The sequence below is a fragment of the Nocardioides sp. cx-169 genome (assembly GCF_021083605.1).
Lineage (GTDB): Bacteria > Actinomycetota > Actinomycetes > Propionibacteriales > Nocardioidaceae > Nocardioides.
The window spans coordinates 556,536-574,815 of sequence record NZ_JAJNRO010000002.1; the positions used below are offsets into that span (position 1 = coordinate 556,536).

General features: G+C 72.7%; 16 protein-coding genes. 9 read left to right on the forward strand and 7 right to left on the reverse strand.

Annotation, left to right across the window (positions count from 1 at the left end; translation table 11 throughout):
- The first annotated feature begins 2 nt into the window (after positions 1 to 2).
- Positions 3 to 1,346 carry a GH1 family beta-glucosidase gene (locus tag LRP67_RS03870; RefSeq protein ID WP_231268864.1) on the forward strand — a complete coding sequence of 448 codons (1,344 nt, stop codon included), beginning with the start codon at positions 3 to 5 and terminating at the stop codon, positions 1,344 to 1,346.
- Between the two features lie 4 nt (positions 1,347 to 1,350).
- Here the strand turns inward: LRP67_RS03870 and LRP67_RS03875 are convergent, their stop codons facing one another.
- Positions 1,351 to 2,106 carry a sulfotransferase gene (locus LRP67_RS03875; protein WP_231268865.1) on the reverse strand — a complete coding sequence of 252 codons (756 nt, stop codon included), beginning with the start codon at positions 2,104 to 2,106 and terminating at the stop codon, positions 1,351 to 1,353.
- Between the two features lie 72 nt (positions 2,107 to 2,178).
- On the opposite strand from LRP67_RS03875, the gene LRP67_RS03880 reads away from it, so the two are divergent.
- Genes LRP67_RS03880 through LRP67_RS03890 form a run of 3 tightly spaced genes read left to right on the forward strand, consistent with a single transcriptional unit; the run spans position 2,179 to position 5,781 of the window.
- Positions 2,179 to 3,234, forward strand: coding sequence for a sulfotransferase family protein (locus LRP67_RS03880; RefSeq protein ID WP_231268866.1), 1,056 nt, complete (start codon positions 2,179 to 2,181; stop codon positions 3,232 to 3,234).
- Positions 3,231 to 4,151 carry a glycosyltransferase gene (locus tag LRP67_RS03885; RefSeq protein WP_231268867.1) on the forward strand — a complete coding sequence of 307 codons (921 nt, stop codon included), beginning with the start codon at positions 3,231 to 3,233 and terminating at the stop codon, positions 4,149 to 4,151. The genes LRP67_RS03880 and LRP67_RS03885 overlap by 4 nt, the downstream gene beginning before the upstream one ends.
- A complete protein-coding gene (locus LRP67_RS03890; protein ID WP_231268868.1) occupies positions 4,144 to 5,781 on the forward strand; it encodes a hypothetical protein in 1,638 nt (545 codons plus the stop codon). Before LRP67_RS03885 ends, LRP67_RS03890 begins: the two co-directional genes overlap by 8 nt.
- A 45-nt stretch (positions 5,782 to 5,826) precedes the next feature.
- Here LRP67_RS03890 and LRP67_RS03895 read toward each other — a convergent pair whose 3' ends face one another.
- From LRP67_RS03895 to LRP67_RS03910, 4 genes are all read right to left on the reverse strand, one after another.
- Positions 5,827 to 7,140 (reverse strand): UDP-glucose/GDP-mannose dehydrogenase family protein, encoded by a 1,314-nt coding sequence (locus LRP67_RS03895; protein WP_231268869.1) that lies wholly within the window; start codon positions 7,138 to 7,140, stop codon positions 5,827 to 5,829.
- Between the two features lie 10 nt (positions 7,141 to 7,150).
- Positions 7,151 to 8,302: a MalY/PatB family protein gene (locus LRP67_RS03900; protein ID WP_231268870.1), complete on the reverse strand. Its 1,152-nt coding sequence runs from the start codon at positions 8,300 to 8,302 to the stop codon at positions 7,151 to 7,153.
- 103 nt (positions 8,303 to 8,405) lie between these two features.
- Positions 8,406 to 10,421: an NADPH-dependent 2,4-dienoyl-CoA reductase gene (locus LRP67_RS03905; protein ID WP_231268871.1), complete on the reverse strand. Its 2,016-nt coding sequence runs from the start codon at positions 10,419 to 10,421 to the stop codon at positions 8,406 to 8,408.
- Positions 10,418 to 10,957 carry a PadR family transcriptional regulator gene (locus LRP67_RS03910; protein ID WP_231268872.1) on the reverse strand — a complete coding sequence of 180 codons (540 nt, stop codon included), beginning with the start codon at positions 10,955 to 10,957 and terminating at the stop codon, positions 10,418 to 10,420. The genes LRP67_RS03905 and LRP67_RS03910 overlap by 4 nt, the downstream gene beginning before the upstream one ends.
- Before the next feature lie 94 nt (positions 10,958 to 11,051).
- On the opposite strand from LRP67_RS03910, the gene LRP67_RS03915 reads away from it, so the two are divergent.
- From LRP67_RS03915 to LRP67_RS03930, 4 genes are all read left to right on the forward strand, one after another.
- Positions 11,052 to 12,209, forward strand: coding sequence for a CaiB/BaiF CoA-transferase family protein (locus tag LRP67_RS03915; protein ID WP_231268873.1), 1,158 nt, complete (start codon positions 11,052 to 11,054; stop codon positions 12,207 to 12,209).
- A gap of 22 nt (positions 12,210 to 12,231) precedes the next feature.
- The gene (locus LRP67_RS03920; protein WP_269210984.1) at positions 12,232 to 13,809 is read left to right on the forward strand and encodes an NAD(P)/FAD-dependent oxidoreductase; all 1,578 of its coding nucleotides are present in this window, start codon (positions 12,232 to 12,234) and stop codon (positions 13,807 to 13,809) included.
- Complete coding sequence (locus LRP67_RS03925; protein ID WP_231241360.1) at positions 13,727 to 13,921, forward strand: CsbD family protein; 195 nt, start codon at positions 13,727 to 13,729, stop codon at positions 13,919 to 13,921. The genes LRP67_RS03920 and LRP67_RS03925 overlap by 83 nt, the downstream gene beginning before the upstream one ends.
- Before the next feature lie 67 nt (positions 13,922 to 13,988).
- On the forward strand, positions 13,989 to 14,675 hold the full coding sequence (locus LRP67_RS03930) for a CPBP family intramembrane glutamic endopeptidase (protein WP_231268874.1): 687 nt from the start codon (positions 13,989 to 13,991) through the stop codon (positions 14,673 to 14,675).
- A gap of 3 nt (positions 14,676 to 14,678) precedes the next feature.
- Here the strand turns inward: LRP67_RS03930 and LRP67_RS03935 are convergent, their stop codons facing one another.
- Positions 14,679 to 15,563, reverse strand: coding sequence for an NAD(P)H-binding protein (locus LRP67_RS03935; protein WP_231268875.1), 885 nt, complete (start codon positions 15,561 to 15,563; stop codon positions 14,679 to 14,681).
- 207 nt (positions 15,564 to 15,770) lie between these two features.
- Here LRP67_RS03935 and LRP67_RS03940 point away from each other — a divergent pair, with 207 nt between their 5' ends.
- Entirely contained in the window at positions 15,771 to 17,222 is a 1,452-nt protein-coding gene (locus tag LRP67_RS03940) for a DEAD/DEAH box helicase (protein WP_231268876.1), read from the forward strand.
- A 184-nt stretch (positions 17,223 to 17,406) separates the two neighbouring features.
- Here LRP67_RS03940 and LRP67_RS03945 read toward each other — a convergent pair whose 3' ends face one another.
- Positions 17,407 to 18,150: a MerR family transcriptional regulator gene (locus LRP67_RS03945; protein WP_231268877.1), complete on the reverse strand. Its 744-nt coding sequence runs from the start codon at positions 18,148 to 18,150 to the stop codon at positions 17,407 to 17,409.
- Between the last annotated feature and the right edge of the window lie 130 nt (positions 18,151 to 18,280).

The following is an 18,280-nucleotide window of genomic DNA, read 5'->3' on the forward strand; positions in this document are numbered from 1 at the left end:
CCGTGCCCGACCTGCCGTACCCCCAGCTCCCACCCGGTTTCCGGTTCGGGACCAGCACCGCGTCGTACCAGATCGAGGGCGCGGCCGCCGAGGATGGACGCGGGCCGAGCGTGTGGGACACGTTCACCCACGAGCGGGGCCACATCAAGGACGCCTCGACCGGTGACGTCGCCTGCGACCACTACCACCGCTACCCCGAGGATGTCGCCCTGATGGAGGGCCTCGGCACCGGCGGCTACCGCTTCTCGATCGCGTGGCCGCGCATCCAGCCGACCGGGTCGGGCAGGCCGCTCGAGAAGGGCCTGGACTTCTACGACCGCCTCATCGACACCCTGCTCGAGCACGGGCAGCAGCCCATGGCGACGCTCTTCCACTGGGACCTGCCGCAGCCGCTCGAGGACGACGGCGGCTGGCTCAACCGCGCCACGATCGACCGGTTCGCCGAGTACGCCGCGATCGTCGGCGAGCGCTACGCCGACCGCGTGGAGCACTGGATCCCGGTCAACGAGCCCAACGTCGTCACGTTGATGGCCTACGCCGTGGGGATGCACGCCCCCGCGCGCACGCTGATGTTCGACTGCCTGCCGGTCGCCCACCACCTGCTGCTCGCCCACGGCCGGGCCGCGATCGCGCTGCGCGCGGCGGGCGCGACGAGCGTCGGCTGCGCTAACAACCACGCCCCGATGTGGCCCGCCAGCGACCAGCCGGCCGACGTCGGCGCCACCAAGCTGTTCGACGCCATCTGGAACGGGCTCTTCCTCGAGCCGATGCTGCTCGGCCGCTACCCCGTCGACCTGCAGCCACTGCTGGACGAGGTCGTCCTGCCCGGCGACCTGGCGACGATCCGCCAGCCGCTCGACTTCTACGGCGTCAACTACTACAACCCGATGCGCATCGGCGCCGCGCCGGAGGACGCGGAGATGCCGTTCGAGCTCCGCGAGCTGCTCGGCTACCCGGTCACCGACTTCGGCTGGCCGGTCGTCCCCGACGCGCTGCGCGAGTGGCTGATCATGTTCCGTGCCCGCTTCCGCGCGGCCCTGCCGCCGATCATCGTCACCGAGTCCGGCTGCGCCTACAACATGGGCCCCGACGAGGCCGGCGTCGTCGACGACCAGCCGCGCATCGACTACCTCGACGCCCACCTTCGGGCCGTCCAGACCGCGATCGAGCGGGGCGTCGACGTCCGCGGCTACTACACCTGGTCGCTGCTCGACAACTTCGAGTGGGCCGAGGGCTTCACCCAGCGCTTCGGCCTGGTCCACGTCGACTTCGAGACCCAGCAGCGCACCCCCAAGCGCTCCTACCAGTGGTACGCCGACATGATCGCGGCCCAGCCGGGCCGGTAGGAGCTCAGAACGAGTGCCGCACCGCGAGCGTCTCGCGCACGGCCTCCTCGTCCCACGGCTCGCCGAGCCAGTCGAACAGACCGCGCAGCACCGTCGGGTCGGCGACGTAGTCGTCGTAGTGGACCCGGTACGCCGCCTCGCCGAGGCCGTCCGCGACCCCCAGGATGCGGCGCTCGATCTCGGCGAGCCGGTGGGCCACGTCGTCACGGTCGTGCTCGCCCCACCACTTGCTTTTCGCCACGTCCGCGTGGTCGCGGGTGTTGACCACGAACCGCGCGCCGGGGAAGACCTCCCGCAGCCACGCGACGTACTCCGCGAGGTCGGGCTGCGCCCAGCGGATCTCCTTGAAGCCGGTCACCCGGGTCTCGGGGGTGGGCCGCAGCACCGTGTCCAGCAGCAGCCGCCGCAGCCCGGCCAGCGACTGCTGGGGCGGGAAGTCGCCGATCCCGAAGAACGAGTGGGTGTGCTGGCGCAGCGTCTTGCGCGAGGCGCGCTTGCTCTCGCGCAGCATCGTGCGGTGGAACTCGAAGAGGTGGTAGACGGCCCCGCGGTTCTCGCCGCGCACCACGAAGCCCGGGATGCCGTTCAGGACGCCGGTGAGCAGCGTCGAGCCGGAGCGGCCGTAGGTGACGACGAACAGGTAGCCCAGGTCCGGGCGGTCGCGGCCGCGCAGGCGACGTACCTGGGTCCGCAGGTCGCGGACCTCCGCGCGCAGGGCCTCGACCTCGCTCTCGCCTCGTCGCCGCCGCACCCACCTCACGGCCCGATCCTAGGGGTGCGCCGCCGCGGGGCCCGAGCCCCGGCGAGGTGGCGGAGCCGTAGCATGACGCCCATGTCGGCCACCCCCCACGAGACACTGCCGGTCAAGCGTCGCGTGGTCTTCGTCGTCGGCTCTGGCCGCAGCGGCACCAGCACCATGTCGGGCACGCTGCAGACCCTCGGCATGCACGTCCCGCAGCCGGAGGTCGACGCCGACGAGACCAACCCGAAGGGCTTCGGCGAGCCGCAATGGGTCGTGGAGTTCCACGACGAGCTGCTGCAGCGCTGCAACGTCCAGGTCTCCGACTCGCGACCCGCCGCGTGGTTCGAGGCGGGCAAGCTGACCAACCTCGAGCCGCTGCGCGCCCGGCTGCACGAGTGGCTGGAGTCGCAGTTCGCCGAAGGTGGCGCCGAGCTGGTCATCAAGGACCCACGGTTGGCGTGGTTCCTCGGGCTGTGGCGCTCGGCCGCGATGCGCTGCGACGCGACGCCGGCCTACGTCACCATGCTCCGGCCGGTCACCGAGGTGGTCGGGAGCAAGCAGCGCTACTACGCCTCGAAGTTCGGCGAGGTCAACCGGACCGCCGCCTGGGTGAACATGATGCTCCACACCGAGCGCGCCACCCGCGGCTCGGCGCGTGCCTTCGTGCGCTACCACGACCTGCTCACCGACTGGACCGTCCCGGTCAACGCCGTCGGGCAGGCCTTCGACCTCGACGCGGTCAAGTCCGCCTCGGCCAACGACATCCGGGCGGTGCACGCGTTCATCGACCCCAGCCTGCGCCGCGTCCAGCTCACCTGGGACGACGTCGAGGTGCCGGCCCGCCTCCGCGAGCTCGCGGAGGAGTCGTGGCGCCACCTCGACGGGCTCGCCGACCCGGACGGGGACACCCCCGAGCGGCACGCGGCGCTCGACGAGCTGCGGGCGGCGTACGCCGACTTCTACGACGAGGCCGAGGCCGTGGCGCAGTCGTCGGCACTGGCCGCCCACCGAGAGGGCCTCGCCCAGCAGCCGATGCCGGCCTCGGTCGTGCGGCGCGGCGTCGACCGCGTGCCCCACGGCGTGCGGGCGATGGTGCCCGCGAGCGCCCGCCGTGGCCTGCGCCGGGCGCTCGGCCGCGCGCGATGACGGTCCCCGACATCCCCTGCCTCGAGGGGATCGCGGAGTACGACGTCCGGTGGGCGTGGCAGGACGGGGCGCTGGCCCCCGGGCTGACGTGCGTGTTCCGCGTGAAGAACGAGGCGCGCAACCTGCCGTGGGTGCTGCCGCCGATGCTCGAGGCGGTGCAGCACGTCGTCGTCGTGGACAACCTCTCTGACGACGGCACCCCCGAGGTGGCCGCGCGGGTGGCGGCCGAGGTCGGCGCGAGCGACCGCCTCAGCGTCACGACGTACCCGTTCCGGGTCAGCCGGGCCGGCGCGGAGCACCTCGCGACGCCGCCTGACTCGGTGCACTCGCTGACCCACTTCTACAACTGGTCTTTCTCCCACGTCCGCACCGGCTACTCGATGAAGTGGGACGGCGACATGGTGCTCACGCGCGAGGGGATCGGGCTGCTCGCGGACCTCTCCTGGCAGCTCGAGGACTCCAACGCCGTCGTGGCGATCCCGCGCCACCCGCTGTCGATCGAGAGCGAGTCGGTCGCGTGGATCGATCTCGGCTACCGGTTCCTGGAGCCGTGGGTCTACCCGATGGGTCCGGAGTTCACCTTCGTCAAGGCCTTCGAGTGGGAGGTGCGGGAGTTCCCCAGCACCTCGGAGCGGATCGTCGCCCCGGAGGGCCTGTGCGTCGAGCTGAAGTGGCTCGACGCCGACGAGTTCGCGCATTGGACCAACCTCGACGACCTGGACTTCTCGCGCGCGCCGCGCAAGGCCCGCGAGATCGAGGTCTACCGCGCGCTGAAGGACGGTCGCGGCGACCGGGTGCCGGGCCTGCACCGCATCGAGGCCCCCCCGGGTGTGCACATCGTCGACCACGTCACGCAGACCTGGCTGCCGCGGGCGCCCCGCCCGCTCGTCCAGCGGCCGGGACGGATCGATGTCTGAGCTGCCGCCGCCGGTCCAGCAGTTCCTGGACGCGGCCGCGGGCGCGCTGACGGTGACCTCGACGTCGGCGCCGGCCGAGGCGGGCCGCTACGACCGGATTCTGGTGGCGGTGGCCGACCGCGCCGCGCTGCGCCGGTTGGTCCTGCCGGCCGGGCTGCGCTCGGGCTTCGTCGGCGTCTACGTCGCGGCTGCCCCGGCGCCGCTCACGCTCGTGGCGAAGCCGGAGTGGCCGGGCCTGCTCGGGCTGCACGCGCGCCCCGCGGGCGACGGGTGGTTCACCACGCTGCGCTTCGAGCGCCGGGCCGAGGTGGCCGACGTCGTCCGGGAGGCCGGGCGCCAGTCGGTCTGGTCGGACGTCGCCGGTGGTCGCGGGCTGCGGGTCTCACCCCTTGACGTGGTGTCGGAGAAGGTGCCGCCCGACGTGCTGCTCCCCGGCGCCCCGGCCCCCGAGGAGCCGTCCGAGGTCACCGGTCGTACGCCGGTCTCGCTGCGGGAGGTGCCGGGGCCGGTGTCCCTCGGGCCGCTCGACGAGCGCGTGCTCAACCCGATCGGCTTCGACCCCCGCGCCACCGGCCCGGTCGTCACGCTGTCGTCGCTCGACCTGCGCGACGGTCCGACCGAGGCTCTGGTCGCCTCCCTGCGGCCGGCCTCCGGCGTGCGGGTCGACGTCGACGCGCCTGCGGTCGCGGCCGGGCTCGCGATGGCCGGGGTGCCCCTCGTGGGGGACGTGGCCGCCCCGGTCCTTGGCTCGGTCCTCGGTGACCCGGTCGCCGCGGCCCTCGCGGCACCGGTCGACCTCACCGATCCGCTCGCCCGCGAGGAGCACAGCCTGGTGCTGCGCCGCGCCGCGCTCGACACCTTCTCCACCTTCGCCTGGCGGCGGGCCGTCGGCGACCTGGCCGGCGTACGCGTGGCGGGGCGCGGGAGCGTCAGCGTGGTGCTCGCGACGCGGCGTCCGGAGATGCTGGACTTCGCCCTGCGCCAGGTCGCGCGTCAGCGGGGCGTGGAGTCGCTGGAGCTGGTCCTCGCACCGCACGGCTTCGAGCCCGACCCCGCGCGGGTCCGGGACCTGCTGCCGGCGTCGATCGCGCTGCACGTCGTGCCGGCGGCAGCGTCGGCGGTGTTCGGCGACGTGCTGGCCGCGGCGAGCGACGCCGCCTCGGGCGACCTGGTTCTCAAGATGGACGACGACGACTGGTACGCCCCCGACCTGGTCGCCGACCTGCTGCGGGCCCGCGCCTACAGCGGCGCCCAGCTCGTCGGCACCCAGTCGGAGCTGCACTACCTCGCCGAGCCGGACCTGACGGTCAAGCGCGGCTATCCCAGCGAGCTGTACGCCGTGTTCGTCGCCGGCGGCACGATGCTCATCGAGCGCGGCCTGCTGCGCGAGGTCGGAGGCTTCCGCTCGGTGCGCAAGTTCGTCGACGCCCAGCTCCTCGACGCGGTGCTGCGCTCCGGTGCGGCGGTCTACCGCACCCACGGCCTGGGCTACGTCCTGCGCCGCAACGCCACCGGCCACACCTGGCAGGCCGACCTCGACTACCTGCTCGACCCGGCCCACGTCGAGCGCACCTGGCCCGGCTTCCACCCCTCCCGGCTGCTCGAGGCCGACCCCGCCGACGTGCCGTGACACGCGCCTAGTACGGCGCTCCGGCGCGCCGGGGCGCCCCAGAGCTCAGTGCCGGCCGAGCCCGCGGGCGGTCCAGCCGGCCTCGCGCCAGGCGTCGAGGTCGAGCAGGTTGCGGCCGTCGAGGATCTGCTTGCGGCGTACGACGCCCCCGACCTCGGCGAGGTCGACCGTGCGGAACTCCGGCCACTCGGTGAGGTGCAGCACCAGGTCGGCGTCGCGGGCGGCGTCGACGGCGGAGCCGGCGTAGCCGAGCGTCGGGAAGGCCGCGCGCGCGGTCTCGTTGGCCTGCGGGTCGTAGACGGTGACATCGGCGCCGCGCAGATGCAGCTTGCCGGCGATGGACAGCGCGGGGGAGTCACGGACGTCGTCGCTGTCGGGCTTGAAGGCCGCGCCCCAGACCGCGATCCGGGACCGGGCGACGCTGCCGCCCAGCATCCCCTCGGCGATCTCGGCGACGCGCGAGCGCTGGCGCTGGTTGATGTCGTCGACCTGGCGCAGGAACGACATCGCGTCCTCCACACCGAGCTCCCCGGCCCGGTGCACGAAGGCGCGGATGTCCTTGGGCAGGCAGCCGCCGCCGAAGCCGATGCCGGCGTTGAGGAAGCGGCGGCCGATCCGGACGTCGTGGCCGATCGCGTCGGCCAGGTCCACGACGTCGGCGCCGGCCGCCTCGCACACCTCGGAGACCGCGTTGATGAAGGAGATCTTGGTGGCGAGGAACGCGTTGGCCGAGACCTTGACGAGCTCGGCGGTGGCGTAGTCGGTCACGACGAGTGGGGTGCCGCGCTCGAGGATCGGCGCGTAGAAGTCGCGCAGGACCTTCTCCGAGCGCTCGCTGGTGACGCCGAGCACGACCCGGTCCGGCTCCAGCGTGTCCTTGACTGCGAAGCCCTCGCGCAGGAACTCGGGGTTCCACACCAGCTCCGCCTCGGCGCCGACCGGTGCCAACTCGGCGAGCAGGGCCGACATCCGGGCGGCGGTCCCGACCGGCACGGTCGACTTGCCGACGACGTACGACGGTCGGGTCAGGTGCGGCGCCAGCCCGCTGATCGCCGCCTCGACGTACGAGACGTCGGCGCCCATGCTCGACGGCAGCTGGGGGGTGCCGACGCAGACGAAGTGCAGGTCGGCGAAGGCGGCGGCCTCCTCGAGGGAGTCGGTGAAGCGCAGCCGGCCGGAGGCGACGTGCTGGGAGAGCAGGTCGGCGAGGCCGGGCTCGTACATCGGCACCTCGCCGGCGGCGAGCAGCTCGCGCTTGCGGTCGTCGACCTCGACGCCGAGGACGTCGTAGCCGAGCTCGGCCATGCAGGCCGCGTGGGTGGCGCCGAGGTAGCCGCAGCCGATCACCGTGATCTTCACGGCTCGGAGTCTATGAGGCAGGCTCTCCCAGCGCCTCGGCGAGGCGCTGGACGATGAGGGTCAGCCGCTCGGGCGACGTGGCGATGTTGAGCCGCACGTGTCCGCCTAGACCCGGCTGGTAGTCGTGGCCCGGCGCCAGCCGCACCCGCCCGCGCTCGAGCGCGACGGCGGCCGGGTCGTCGTGGCCGTAGGCGCGCAGGTCGAGCCAGGCGAGGTACGTCGCCTCGAGCGGCCGCATCCGGGCCGCCGGCAGCTGCTCGGCGAGCAGGACGCCGAGCAGGTCGCGCTGGGCGGACAGGCGCGTGCGCAGGGCCCCGAGCCACTCGTCCCCGTCGGTGTAGGCGGCCACCGCGGCGACGACGCCGAGCGGCGACCACGAGTCGTTGCGCACCAGCGGCACGTCCACGAGCCGCTCGTGGGTGGCGCGGTCGGCGCTGATGATCTGGGCGCACCGCAGGCCGGCGGTGTTGAACGCCTTCGACGCGGCGACCACCGCCACCGCGTGGTCGGCGGTGCCGTCGATGGAGAGATAGGAGACGTGCTCGGCGCCCTCGAGCACCAGCGGGGCGTGGATCTCGTCCGAGATCACCCGCGCCCCGTGCCGTACGACGACGTCGCGCACCCCCTCCAGCTCGGCGCGGCTGAAGGCCCGTCCCCACGGGTTGTGCGGCTGGGTCAGCAGCAGGGTGCGCGCCCCGTCGGAGAACAGCCGGTCCAGCCGGTCCAGGTCCAGCTCGGCGCGCTCGGCGTCAGGGTCGAGGAGCAGGTCGACCCGCTCGCGCCCGGTCACCTGCGCCACCTGCAGCTGCGGCGCGTACGCCGGTCCGGGCATCACCATCGGACCGGGATCGCAGAGCACGTCCAGGGCGACCCGCACCCCGGCCGTCACGTCGACCGTCGGGATCACCAGCTCCGGGTCGACCTCGCTCCCGAACTGCCGCCGCGCCCACCCGGCGTACGCCCGGCCGAGCTCGCCGCCCATCTCGAACGGCGGGTAGCCGGTCACCCCGCGCGCCACCGCCTCGCTCAGCGCCTGCGCCACCGGCGGGGCCAGTGCGTAGTCCATCTCCGCCACCCAGGCCGGGATCACGTCGCGCTCGACGGTCCCCCACTTGAGCACCAGCGCCCGTCGCGCCTCGTTGTCGGTGAAGTCACGGATCATGCGGCCGACGGTAGCGGCCAGCTTCTTGTAACTCGGTGTTACGTCGACTACCCGGGTGACTGGCCACCCTCCTAGCGGACGTAACACTGAGTTACAAGCCCGCTCACAGCGCCGCCGCCACCCGCGTCCCCTGCTCGATCGCACGCTTGGCGTCGAGCTCGGTGGCCACGTCGGCGCCGCCGATGAGGTGCGCGGACGCGCCGGCCGCGACCAGCTCGTCGTACAGCCCGCGCACGGACTCCTGCCCCGCACAGAGCACGATGTGGTCGACGTCGAGCACCGAGGCGACGCCGTCGACGCTCAGGTGCAGGCCGGCGTCGTCGATCCGCTCGTACGTCGCGCCGCTGACCTGGACGACGCCCGACTGCTTGAGCACGGCCCGGTGCGCCCAGCCGGACGTCTTGCCCAGCCCGATGCCGATCGGGGTGGTCTTGCGCTGGATCAGCGTCACCTCGCGCAGCGGCGTGCGGGGCTTGCGCTCGGTCAGGCCGCCGGGGTGCAGCGACGGGTCGCCCACGCCCCAGTGCGACATCCACTCGTCGAGCTCCTCGGCCGGGCCGTGGGTGAGCCAGACGCTCACGTCGACGCCGATGCCGCCGGCGCCCACGACGGCCACGCGTCGGCCCGGCACGACCGCGCCGGAGAGCACGTCGGCGTACGACACCACGTGGGGGTGGTCGACCCCCGGGAACGACGGCACCCGCGGCACGACCCCGGTCGCCACGACCACCTCGTCGTAGGCCGCCAGGTCGTCGGGCGACGCGGCGACCCCGAGCCGCACGTCGACCCCGAGCACCTCGAGCCGCCGGGCGTAGTAGCGCAGGGTGTCGGCGAAGTCCTCCTTGCCCGGCACGGCCATGGCCAGGCGGAACTGCCCACCGATCGCCATCGACCGCTCGAACAGCGTCACCGCGAAGCCGCGCTCCGCGGCCGAGACCGCGGCGGCGAGGCCGGCCGGACCGGCGCCGACGACGGCCACGGAGGCGACGCGCCGCGTGGCGCCCAGCGTGAGGGTCAGCTCGCGGCAGGCGCGCGGGTTGACCAGGCACGAGGCCTTGCGGTTGGCGAAGACGTGGTCGAGGCAGGCCTGGTTGCAGGCGATGCAGGTGTTGATCTCGTCAGCCCGGCCGGCCGCGGCCTTGGCCACGAACTCCGGATCGGCGAGCAGGGGGCGGGCCAGCGACACCAGGTCGGCCTCGCCCGCGGCGAGGATCTCCTCGGCGAGCTCGGGGGTGTTGATCCGGTTGGACGCGCACACCGGAACCGACACCACGCCCTTCAGCCGCGCGGTCGCGGATCGCCAGGCGCCGCGCGGGACCTGGGTGAGGATCGTGGGCACCCGTGCCTCGTGCCATCCGATGCCGGTGTTGAGCACGGTGACCCCCGCGGCCTCCAGCAGCCCGGCGAGCTCGACCACCTCCGCCCAGGTCTGGCCGCCCTCGACCAGGTCGAGCAGCGAGATCCGGTAGACGATCGGCAGGTCGTCCCCGACCAGCTCGCGCGCGCGGCGCACGACCTCGACGGGGAAGCGCATCCGCTTCGCCGCCGTACCGCCCCAGGCGTCCGTGCGGTCGTTGGTGCGCGCGGCCAGGAACTGGTTGATGAGGTAGCCCTCGGAGCCCATGATCTCGACCGCGTCGTAGCCCGCCTTCACCGCCAGCGCGACCGAGCGCGCGAAGTCCGTGGCGGTCCGGTCCACGCCGCGCGTCGTCAGGGCGCTCGGGCGAAACGGCGTGATCGGCGACTTGCGCGACGAGGCGGAGACGCTGAGCGGGTGGTAGCCGTAGCGGCCCGCGTGCAGCACCTGCAGTGCGATCGCGCCGCCCTCCTCGTGGACCGCGGACGTCACCTCGCGGTGCCGCATCGCCTGCAGCCGCGTCGTCATCTCCGAGGCCAGCGGCTTGAGCCAGCCGCGCTTGTTCGGGGCGTAGCCGCCGGTGATGATCAGCCCGACCCCGCCGCGGGCGCGCTCGGCGAAGTACGCCGCGAGGTCCGGGAGGTCTCGTCGCCGGTCCTCGAGCCCGGTGTGCATGGACCCCATGACCACGCGGTTGCGCAGCGTCAGCGAGCCCAGGGTGATCGGGGACAGCAGGTTCGGGTAGTCCGTCGACGGGGTCATGTGTGGGCCTCCAGGTACTCGGTCAGCCACGTCACCCAGGTCTCCTCGGTGAGGATTCCGCCGCGCAGCACGAGGTAGTGGTCGAGGTCGAGCCCGCTCAGGCTCGCCGGGTGGTCGGGCGCCGGGTAGTCGCGCTCCATGAGTCGGCGGTAGTGCTCCAGTCGCGCGTGGTGGTCGGCCAGGTGGGCGCGGACGACGTCCAGCACCGCCGCGCGGTCGCCGAACGACGCCCCGCGCATCTTCACCGCGAGGTCGCTGCGCAGCGCGTGCGGAGGGGTCGGCTCGGACAGCCACTCGGCCAGGGCGGCCGCGCCGGCCGGCGTGACGTCGTACACCTTCTGGTCCGGCCTGCCCGCCTGCGCGACCGGGGTCACCTGCAGCCAGCCGTCGGCCTCCATGCGCGCCAGCACCCGGTAGATCTGCTGGTGGGTGGCGCTCCAGAAGAACCCGATCGAGCGGCTGAATCGCCTGGCCAGATCCGACCCGCTGGCGGGCCGCTCCCGCAGCGCGACGAGAAGGGCGTGCTCGAGGGCCATGCGGGCAGCCTGGCAGGCCTATGCAACTAGTTGCAAGATTCGGTGCGGCGGCTCACGCGGCCGCGGTCACTCCCGCTCTGTCATGCTCGCCGCCATGACGTACGAACTGGGTCAGGGCACCGGGCCGCTGCGCGGGGTGAAGGTCGTGGAGATCGCCGGCATCGGGCCCGGCCCGCACGCCTGCATGATCCTGGCCGACCTCGGGGCCGACGTGATCCGGGTCGAGCGTCCCGGCGGACAGCTGCTCGCCGGAGGCGCGAGCATGCTGCTCAACCGCGGCCGGCCCAGCGTCGCCCTGAACCTCAAGGACCCCGAGGCGGTCGCCACCGTCCTCGAGCTGGTCCGCGGCGCCGACGTGGTCGTCGAGGGGATGCGTCCCGGCGTGACCGAGCGGCTCGGGCTGGGCCCGGACGACTGCCTCGCCGTCAACGAGCGGCTGGTCTACGGCCGCATGACCGGGTGGGGCCAGGACGGGCCGCTGGCCCAGTCCGCCGGCCACGACATGAACTACATCGCGATCACCGGGGCGCTCCACGGCATGGGGCAGGATCCCGCCCGCCCGCACTTCCCGAGCAACCTGGTCGGCGACTTCGGTGGCGGCTCGACGTACCTGGTCATCGGCGTCCTCGCCGCCCTCCTGGAGTCCAGGATCTCCGGCCGGGGCCAGGTCGTGGACGCCGCGATCGTCGACGGCACCGCCCACCTCAACGCCATGACCGCGGCCTTCCTCGCCGGCGGCGGCTTCACCGAGGAGCGTGGCGCCAACCTGCTCGACGGCGGCGTGCCGTTCTACGACGTCTACGAGACCGCCGACGGCCGGCACCTCTCGGTGGCCGCGCTCGAGCCGCAGTTCTTCGACGCGCTCGTCACGACGCTCGACATCAAGGACATCTGCCCCGGACAGGGCGAGCCCGAGAGGTACGCCGAGATGCGGGCGCTGCTCACCGAGACCCTCCGGTCGCGCACCCAGGCCGAGTGGGTCGAGCTCTTCGAGGGCACCGACGCCTGCGTCGCCGGGATCATCCCGATCAGCGAGGCGTTCGAGCACCCGCACCTGCGCGCCCGCGGCACCTTCGTGGAGCGGGACGGGATGGTCCAGCCGCAGCCGGCCCCCCGTTTCTCCCGCACCTCCGCGACGCTCGGCCTCCCCCCGTCGGCCGCCGCCGGCCAGCACACTCGTGAGGCCCTCGCCGCCTGGGGCGTCGCGGGTGTCGACGACCTCATCGACCGCGGCGTCGCCGTCCAGGCGTGAGCGCTCGCTCTACTATCCGGGCATGAGCACCGAGCACGTGGACGTCCTGGTGATCGGGGCGGGACTGGCCGGGATCGGCGCGGCCTGCCGCCTGCGCACCGAGCACCCGGGCCGCAGCGTGGCGGTGCTGGAGAGCCGCGAGCGAAGCGGGGGGACCTGGGACCTCTTCCGCTACCCCGGCATCCGCTCGGACTCCGACATGTTCACGTTCGGCTTCCACTGGCGGCCGTGGCCCGGCGACACCGCGCTGGCCGACGGGCCGCTGATCCTCGACTACCTGCGCACGGTCGCGCACGAGTACGGCGTCGACGCGCTGATCCGTTACCGGCACCGCGTCACCAGCGCGAGCTGGGACTCCGAGACCGCGCGGTGGACGGTGGAGGTCGAGCGCGACGGCGAGCCCGTGACCATCACGACGAGTTTCCTATGGGCGTGCTCGGGCTACTACGACTACGAGCGGGGCTACGCTCCCGAGCTGCCGGGCCAGGAGCGGTTCGGTGGCGAGATCGTGCATCCGCAGCACTGGCCGGAGGACCTGGACCACTCCGGCAAGCGGGTCGTGGTGATCGGCAGCGGGGCAACGGCGATCACGCTGGTCCCCGCGATGGCCGAGACCGCCGCGCACGTCACCATGCTGCAGCGCTCGCCGACGTACGTGCTCTCCCGGGCGGGCCGCGACCCGCTGGCCCGGCTGCTCAGGCGCCTGCCTCAGCGGCTGGCCTACCCGGCCGTCCGCTGGTCCAACATCCTCACCGCGATCGGGTTCTACCAGCTGAGCCGGCGCCGCCCCGGGCTCGTCAAGCGAGTCATCCGCAGCCAGACCGCCAAGCAGCTGCCCGACGGCATGGATGTCGACGAGCACTTCAAGCCGGTCTACGACCCCTGGGACCAGCGGGTCTGCTTCGTGCCGGACGGCGACCTGTTCAAGGCGCTGCGGCGCGGCACGGCCGCCGTCGTCACCGACACCATCGAGACCTTCACCGAGCGCGGCATCCGGCTGACGTCCGGACGCGAGCTCGAGGCCGACCTGGTCGTGACCGCGACCGGGCTGCGGCTGCTGCCCTTCGGCGGCATCGACCTCCACGTGGACGGCGCGCCGGTGGAGCTGTCGCGGACGATGGCCTACAAGGCGCTGATGCTCAGCGGCGTCCCGAACTTCGCCTACACGATCGGCTACACCAACGCCTCGTGGACGCTCAAGGCCGACCTGGTCGCCGACTACGTGTGCCGGCTGCTGCGGCACCTCGACGAGCGTGGCGCCACGTCGGTCGTCGCGGTGCGCGACCCGGCGGTGGGCGAGCAGCCGTTCCTGGACTTCAAGGCCGGCTACGTGCTCCGGGACCTCGACCGGCTGCCCAAGCAGGGCGACCGGGCGCCCTGGCTGCTGAAGCAGAACTACGTCACGGATCTGCGGACCATCCGCCGGGGTGAGGTGGAGGACGGCGTTCTGACGTTCACTGGAGGGACGTCCGCGGGCATCCGCCCGGCGGCGTACCCGCACAACCCTGGAGGTAGCGATGGGACTGGACGACAAGCTGAGCAACAAGGCCGAGGACCTGGGCGGCAAGGCCAAGGAGGGCACCGGCAAGGCCACGGGTGATGAGAACCTCGAGGCCGAGGGCAAGGGCGACCAGGCCAGCGCCTCGATGAAGGACGGCGTCGAGAAGGTCAAGGACGCCGCCGGAGACGTCAAGGACGCCTTCAAGAAGTAGTCCTCGTCACAGCGCTCCAGCACGATCACCCCTCGCCCGTAGAGTCGTACGGCGAGGGGTGATCTGTGTGCGGACGTGGCTCGAGCGCTCGTTGTGGGACGTCGTTCCGCGCGACCACCGGGAGACCCCGCAGGCGCTGCGCCGTCGCCAGCTGGTCACCGTCGGCTTCGTCCTGCTCGGCGCCCTGGTGCTGGGCCTGTCGCTGCGCATCGACCCGGGCAGCCGCTGGTTCTACCCCGCGACGTTCGGGCTCGCGGCCGTCTGGGCGGTCGGTGCCTTCGCCTCCGGTCCGCTGCACCTGGGCCGGATCCAGCGCCGTGAGGCGCACGTCCGGCCGGTCCTCACCCCGATCCTGATCGGCCTCGCGCTGTCCGCGGTGTTCGTGGTCGGCGGCCTGCTCGTGCGCACCATCGACCCCCTGGAGCGTCAGGTCAGCTCCATCCTCGACTTCGCCGACCAGGGATCGCTGCCCCTCCTGGTCGTCATCACCGCGGTCAACGGCGTGGCCGAGGAGCTCTTCTTCCGCGGGGCGGCCTACGCGGCCATCCCGCGCCGGCCGGTGCTCTGGACGACGCTGGCCTACTTCGTGGCCACGCTGGCCTCGGGCAACGTGATGCTGTCCTTCGCCGCGATGCTCCTCGGCCTGATCGTCGGCCTCCAGCGCCGGGCGTCGGGGGGCATCCTGGCTCCGATCCTGACCCACTGCACCTGGTCGCTGACCATGCTCTTCGCGCTGCCGCTGCTGTTCGGGTGACCCCTACGCCGACTCGCGGATCGCAGCCTCGACCGCCTGCGTGTAGGTCAACGGCTCACCCGGGACCAGCTCGCGGATGGCGTCGTCGGTGACGATCACCTCGGTCCCCATGGAGTCGATGAGGTTGCGTCCCGTGGTGACGTCGACGTTGGTGACGAAGGAGATCCAGTACGACGACAGCTTCGGCGTCAGCACGGGGACCTGCACCACGCGGGCGGTCCGGCCGTTCATGACCTGCGAGGCCTGCTGCAGCATCTCGACGTAGCTGAGCCGGTCGGCGCCGCCGATCTCGTAGACCCGGCCCAGCGCTTGCGGCACGTCGACGACGCCGGCGAGGTAGCGCACGACGTCGGAGATCGCGATCGGCTGCGTGCGGGTGGCGGCCCACCTGGGCACCACCATCGCGGGGAGGTTCTTCACCAGCTGCCGGGTCATCTCCCACGAGATGCCCCCCGCGCCGACGACGATCGCGGCGCGCAGCACGGTCACCGGGACCCCGGCCTCGCCGAGCAGCCTCTCGACCTCGCGACGCGAGCGGAGGTGGGCGGACAGGTCGTCGGCGTCGGCGCCGAGACCGCCGAGGTAGACGATCTGGCGTACGTCGGCGCCCGCGGCCGCGCGCCCGAACGCCGTGGCCGCCTCCGCGTCCTTGCGCTCGAAGTCGTCGTCGTCGAGCGAGTGCACGAGGTAGACCGCGACGTCCACGCCCGCGAGCGCCCGCTCCAGGCTGGCGGGGTCGTGGACGTCACCGGCCACGGCCTCGCCCGGACCGTCGTACGCGTCGGGGCGGCGGGTCATCGCGCGCACCGCGTGTCCGCGCTCGACGAGCTCGGGCACGAGCCGGCGACCGACGAAGCCCGTGGCGCCGGTGACGAGGACGGTGGTCATGCTCACACCCTAGGGAGGCGTCGCAATGCGGGGTTGGGAGCGCCATTGCTCTAGGGTCTTATCCAGCAGCTCGTTCAGTCTTGCCTCGAGCTCCCGCGCGCACCGGAACTTCTCGTCTCGGGTCGCGCCCCTCCTTCGTGAGGCACATGCTTTCCGCCCGTCGCCGACGGGCCAGCTTGGTGAGACACACCAACGTTAGTGACTTCTGTGAACTCTGTTCCTTCCTTCGCCGAGCTCGGCGTCCCCTCCGCGCTCGTCGCCATCCTGACCAAGAACGGCATCACCGTCCCGACCCCGATCCAGGCCGCGACGCTGCCTGACTCGCTCGCCGGTCGTGACGTACTCGGCCGCGGCCGCACCGGCTCCGGCAAGACCTACGCGTTCCTGCTGCCGATGATCTCCCGCCTGAGCGACAGCGGTCGCCGCGCGGCGCCCAAGTCGCCCCGCGCGCTGATCCTGGCGCCCACGCGCGAGCTCGTCGGCCAGATCCACGCCGCCCTGCAGCCGCTGGCCCAGGCCGCCGGCTTCTCGACGATCACCGTCTTCGGCGGCGTCGGCCAGAACCCGCAGGTCCAGGGCCTCCGCAAGGGCGTCGACATCGTCGTCGCCTGCCCCGGCCGCCTCGAGGACCTCATGCAGCAGGGTCACCTCGACCTCGGCAACATCGAGGTCACCGTGCTCGACGAGGCCGACCACATGGCTGACCTGGGCTTCCTGCCCGCCGTACGCCGGATCATGGACAAGACCCCGCAGTCCGGGCAGCGCCTGCTCTTCTCGGCCACGCTCGACAAGGCGATCGATGTCCTGGTCAAGCGGTTCCTGCACTCGCCCAAGGTCCACGAGGCCGACTCGGCGCAGTCGCCGGTGTCGACGATGGACCACCACGTCCTGCACGTGGCCCGCGAGCACCGGATCTCCGTCCTGGTCGACCTGACCAGCGCGCCCGGCCGCACCGTGGTCTTCACCCGTACCAAGCACGGCGCCAAGGCGCTGGCGCGCCAGCTGAACAAGTCCGGCGTGCCCTCGGTCGACCTGCACGGGAACCTCAGCCAGAACGCGCGCACGCGCAACATGGAGATGTTCCACTCCGGCAAGGCCACGACCCTGGTCGCGACCGACATCGCCGCTCGCGGCATCCACGTCGACGACGTGGCCCTCGTGGTCCACGCGGACCCGCCGACCGAGCACAAGGCCTACCTGCACCGCTCCGGCCGTACGGCGCGAGCCGGCGCCGCGGGCACCGTCATCACGCTGATGACCGACGACCAGGTGCGCGACGTGCGCCAGCTGACCCGCGCGGCCGGCATCAAGCCGACCACCACGCGCATCGACGGCGCCTCCCACCCGATGCTGGCCACCCTCGCCCCCGGCGAGCGCACGGTCGTCGTCGGCGGCATCGAGCTCGACCGCCCCGAGTCGTCGGGCTCGCGCCCGGCCGGCAGCGGCCCGCGTCGCCGTTCCGGTGGCGGCGGTGGCGGTGGCGGCGGTCGCTCCGGCGGCCAGCCCAGGTCCGGTGGCGGCCGCTCCCGCGGCGGGTCCGCCCAGGCGGCCCCCAAGGCCGGCGGTGCTCGCTCCGGCGGCGGTCGCTCGCGCGGCGGCTCGGCGTCCTCCTCGGGCGGGGGCCACACCGCGGCGTCCTTCAGCTCCGGTCGTCGCTGACCCGCACCACGCACTCCTCGAAGCGCCCGTCACCTCCTGGTGGCGGGCGCTTCGGCGCGGGTGGCGCTGACGAGTTTCACCGGGGACCCGGTGAAACTCACGCCTCCCGTATGAAACTTGGTGGGGGATCCACCAGTTTCACCGGGGACCCGGTGAAACTCACGGCCCGGCCGGCGCACTCACCTCAGCCGCGCGCCTTGCGCGCGATGTTCTCGCGCTTGGTTTCGTCCATGCCGGCCTCGTAGGCGGAGACCAGGCTGGCGATCGACAGGGGCTTGAGCCGCTCGACGATGGCCTGCACCGTCTCCGGTGTGGCGCCGGACTCGCGGTAGACCGGCCAGACCATGCGGCGGAACACGTCGTACAGCTCATGGGCGATCTCGCGACCGTGGCGGCGGTAGATCTCGCCGGTGGCCACGGCGGCCTCGAGCGGGTACCCCAGGTCGAGCAGCGCCAGCCCGACCGACAGCTGCGACTCGGCGACTTCGAAGGCGTCCGAGCCGGCCGGTACGACGATGCCGAGGGCCTCCAGGACCTGCAGGTCCTCGGTGGAGACGTCCCGGTCGCAGCGCCGGACCAGCTCGTCTCGGGAGAGTACGACGGGGCGCCCGGCCTGCCAGGGCGCGAGCATCGAGCGCCGTAGGGCGATGTCCTCGGGGCTGGACTCCGTCGGGATCCCTGCCAGGTAGCCCTCGATCGCGGCGAGCGTGAACCCGTGGCTCTGCAGCTCCTTCACCAGCTCGAGCCGGGCCACGTGATCGGAGGTGTAGTAGCCCGAGCGGCCACGCCGGATCGGCGGCGGCACCAGGCCCTTGGTCGTGTAGAAGCGCACGTTGCGCACGCTCATGCCGACCCGGGCGGTGAGCTCGTCCAGGGTGAGCAGGCCCCGCGGCTCGCTCGCGCCGTCGGCGCCGGGCTCCTGGCTCATGCCTGCCTCCTTCGAGGGCCTCGGACATCGTGCAGCCCGCGGGTGAGTCAACCCACACGGCCGCCCTTGACGATTGTGACACCGATAGTGTCACAATCATGGGGGGGCGCTCGACCCACGACACACCAGC

Coding starts and splice junctions, on each gene's coding strand:
- LRP67_RS03880 (WP_231268866.1), top strand. CDS start 2,179: ATGTCGGCCACCCCCCACGAGACACTGCCGGTCAAGCGTCGCGTGGTC.
- LRP67_RS03885 (WP_231268867.1), top strand. CDS start 3,231: ATGACGGTCCCCGACATCCCCTGCCTCGAGGGGATCGCGGAGTACGAC.
- LRP67_RS03890 (WP_231268868.1), top strand. CDS start 4,144: ATGTCTGAGCTGCCGCCGCCGGTCCAGCAGTTCCTGGACGCGGCCGCG.
- LRP67_RS03900 (WP_231268870.1), bottom strand. CDS start 8,302: ATGATCCGTGACTTCACCGACAACGAGGCGCGACGGGCGCTGGTGCTC.
- LRP67_RS03905 (WP_231268871.1), bottom strand. CDS start 10,421: ATGACCCCGTCGACGGACTACCCGAACCTGCTGTCCCCGATCACCCTG.
- LRP67_RS03910 (WP_231268872.1), bottom strand. CDS start 10,957: ATGGCCCTCGAGCACGCCCTTCTCGTCGCGCTGCGGGAGCGGCCCGCC.
- LRP67_RS03915 (WP_231268873.1), top strand. CDS start 11,052: ATGACGTACGAACTGGGTCAGGGCACCGGGCCGCTGCGCGGGGTGAAG.
- LRP67_RS03920 (WP_269210984.1), top strand. CDS start 12,232: ATGAGCACCGAGCACGTGGACGTCCTGGTGATCGGGGCGGGACTGGCC.
- LRP67_RS03925 (WP_231241360.1), top strand. CDS start 13,727: ATGGGACTGGACGACAAGCTGAGCAACAAGGCCGAGGACCTGGGCGGC.
- LRP67_RS03935 (WP_231268875.1), bottom strand. CDS start 15,563: ATGACCACCGTCCTCGTCACCGGCGCCACGGGCTTCGTCGGTCGCCGG.
- LRP67_RS03945 (WP_231268877.1), bottom strand. CDS start 18,150: ATGAGCCAGGAGCCCGGCGCCGACGGCGCGAGCGAGCCGCGGGGCCTG.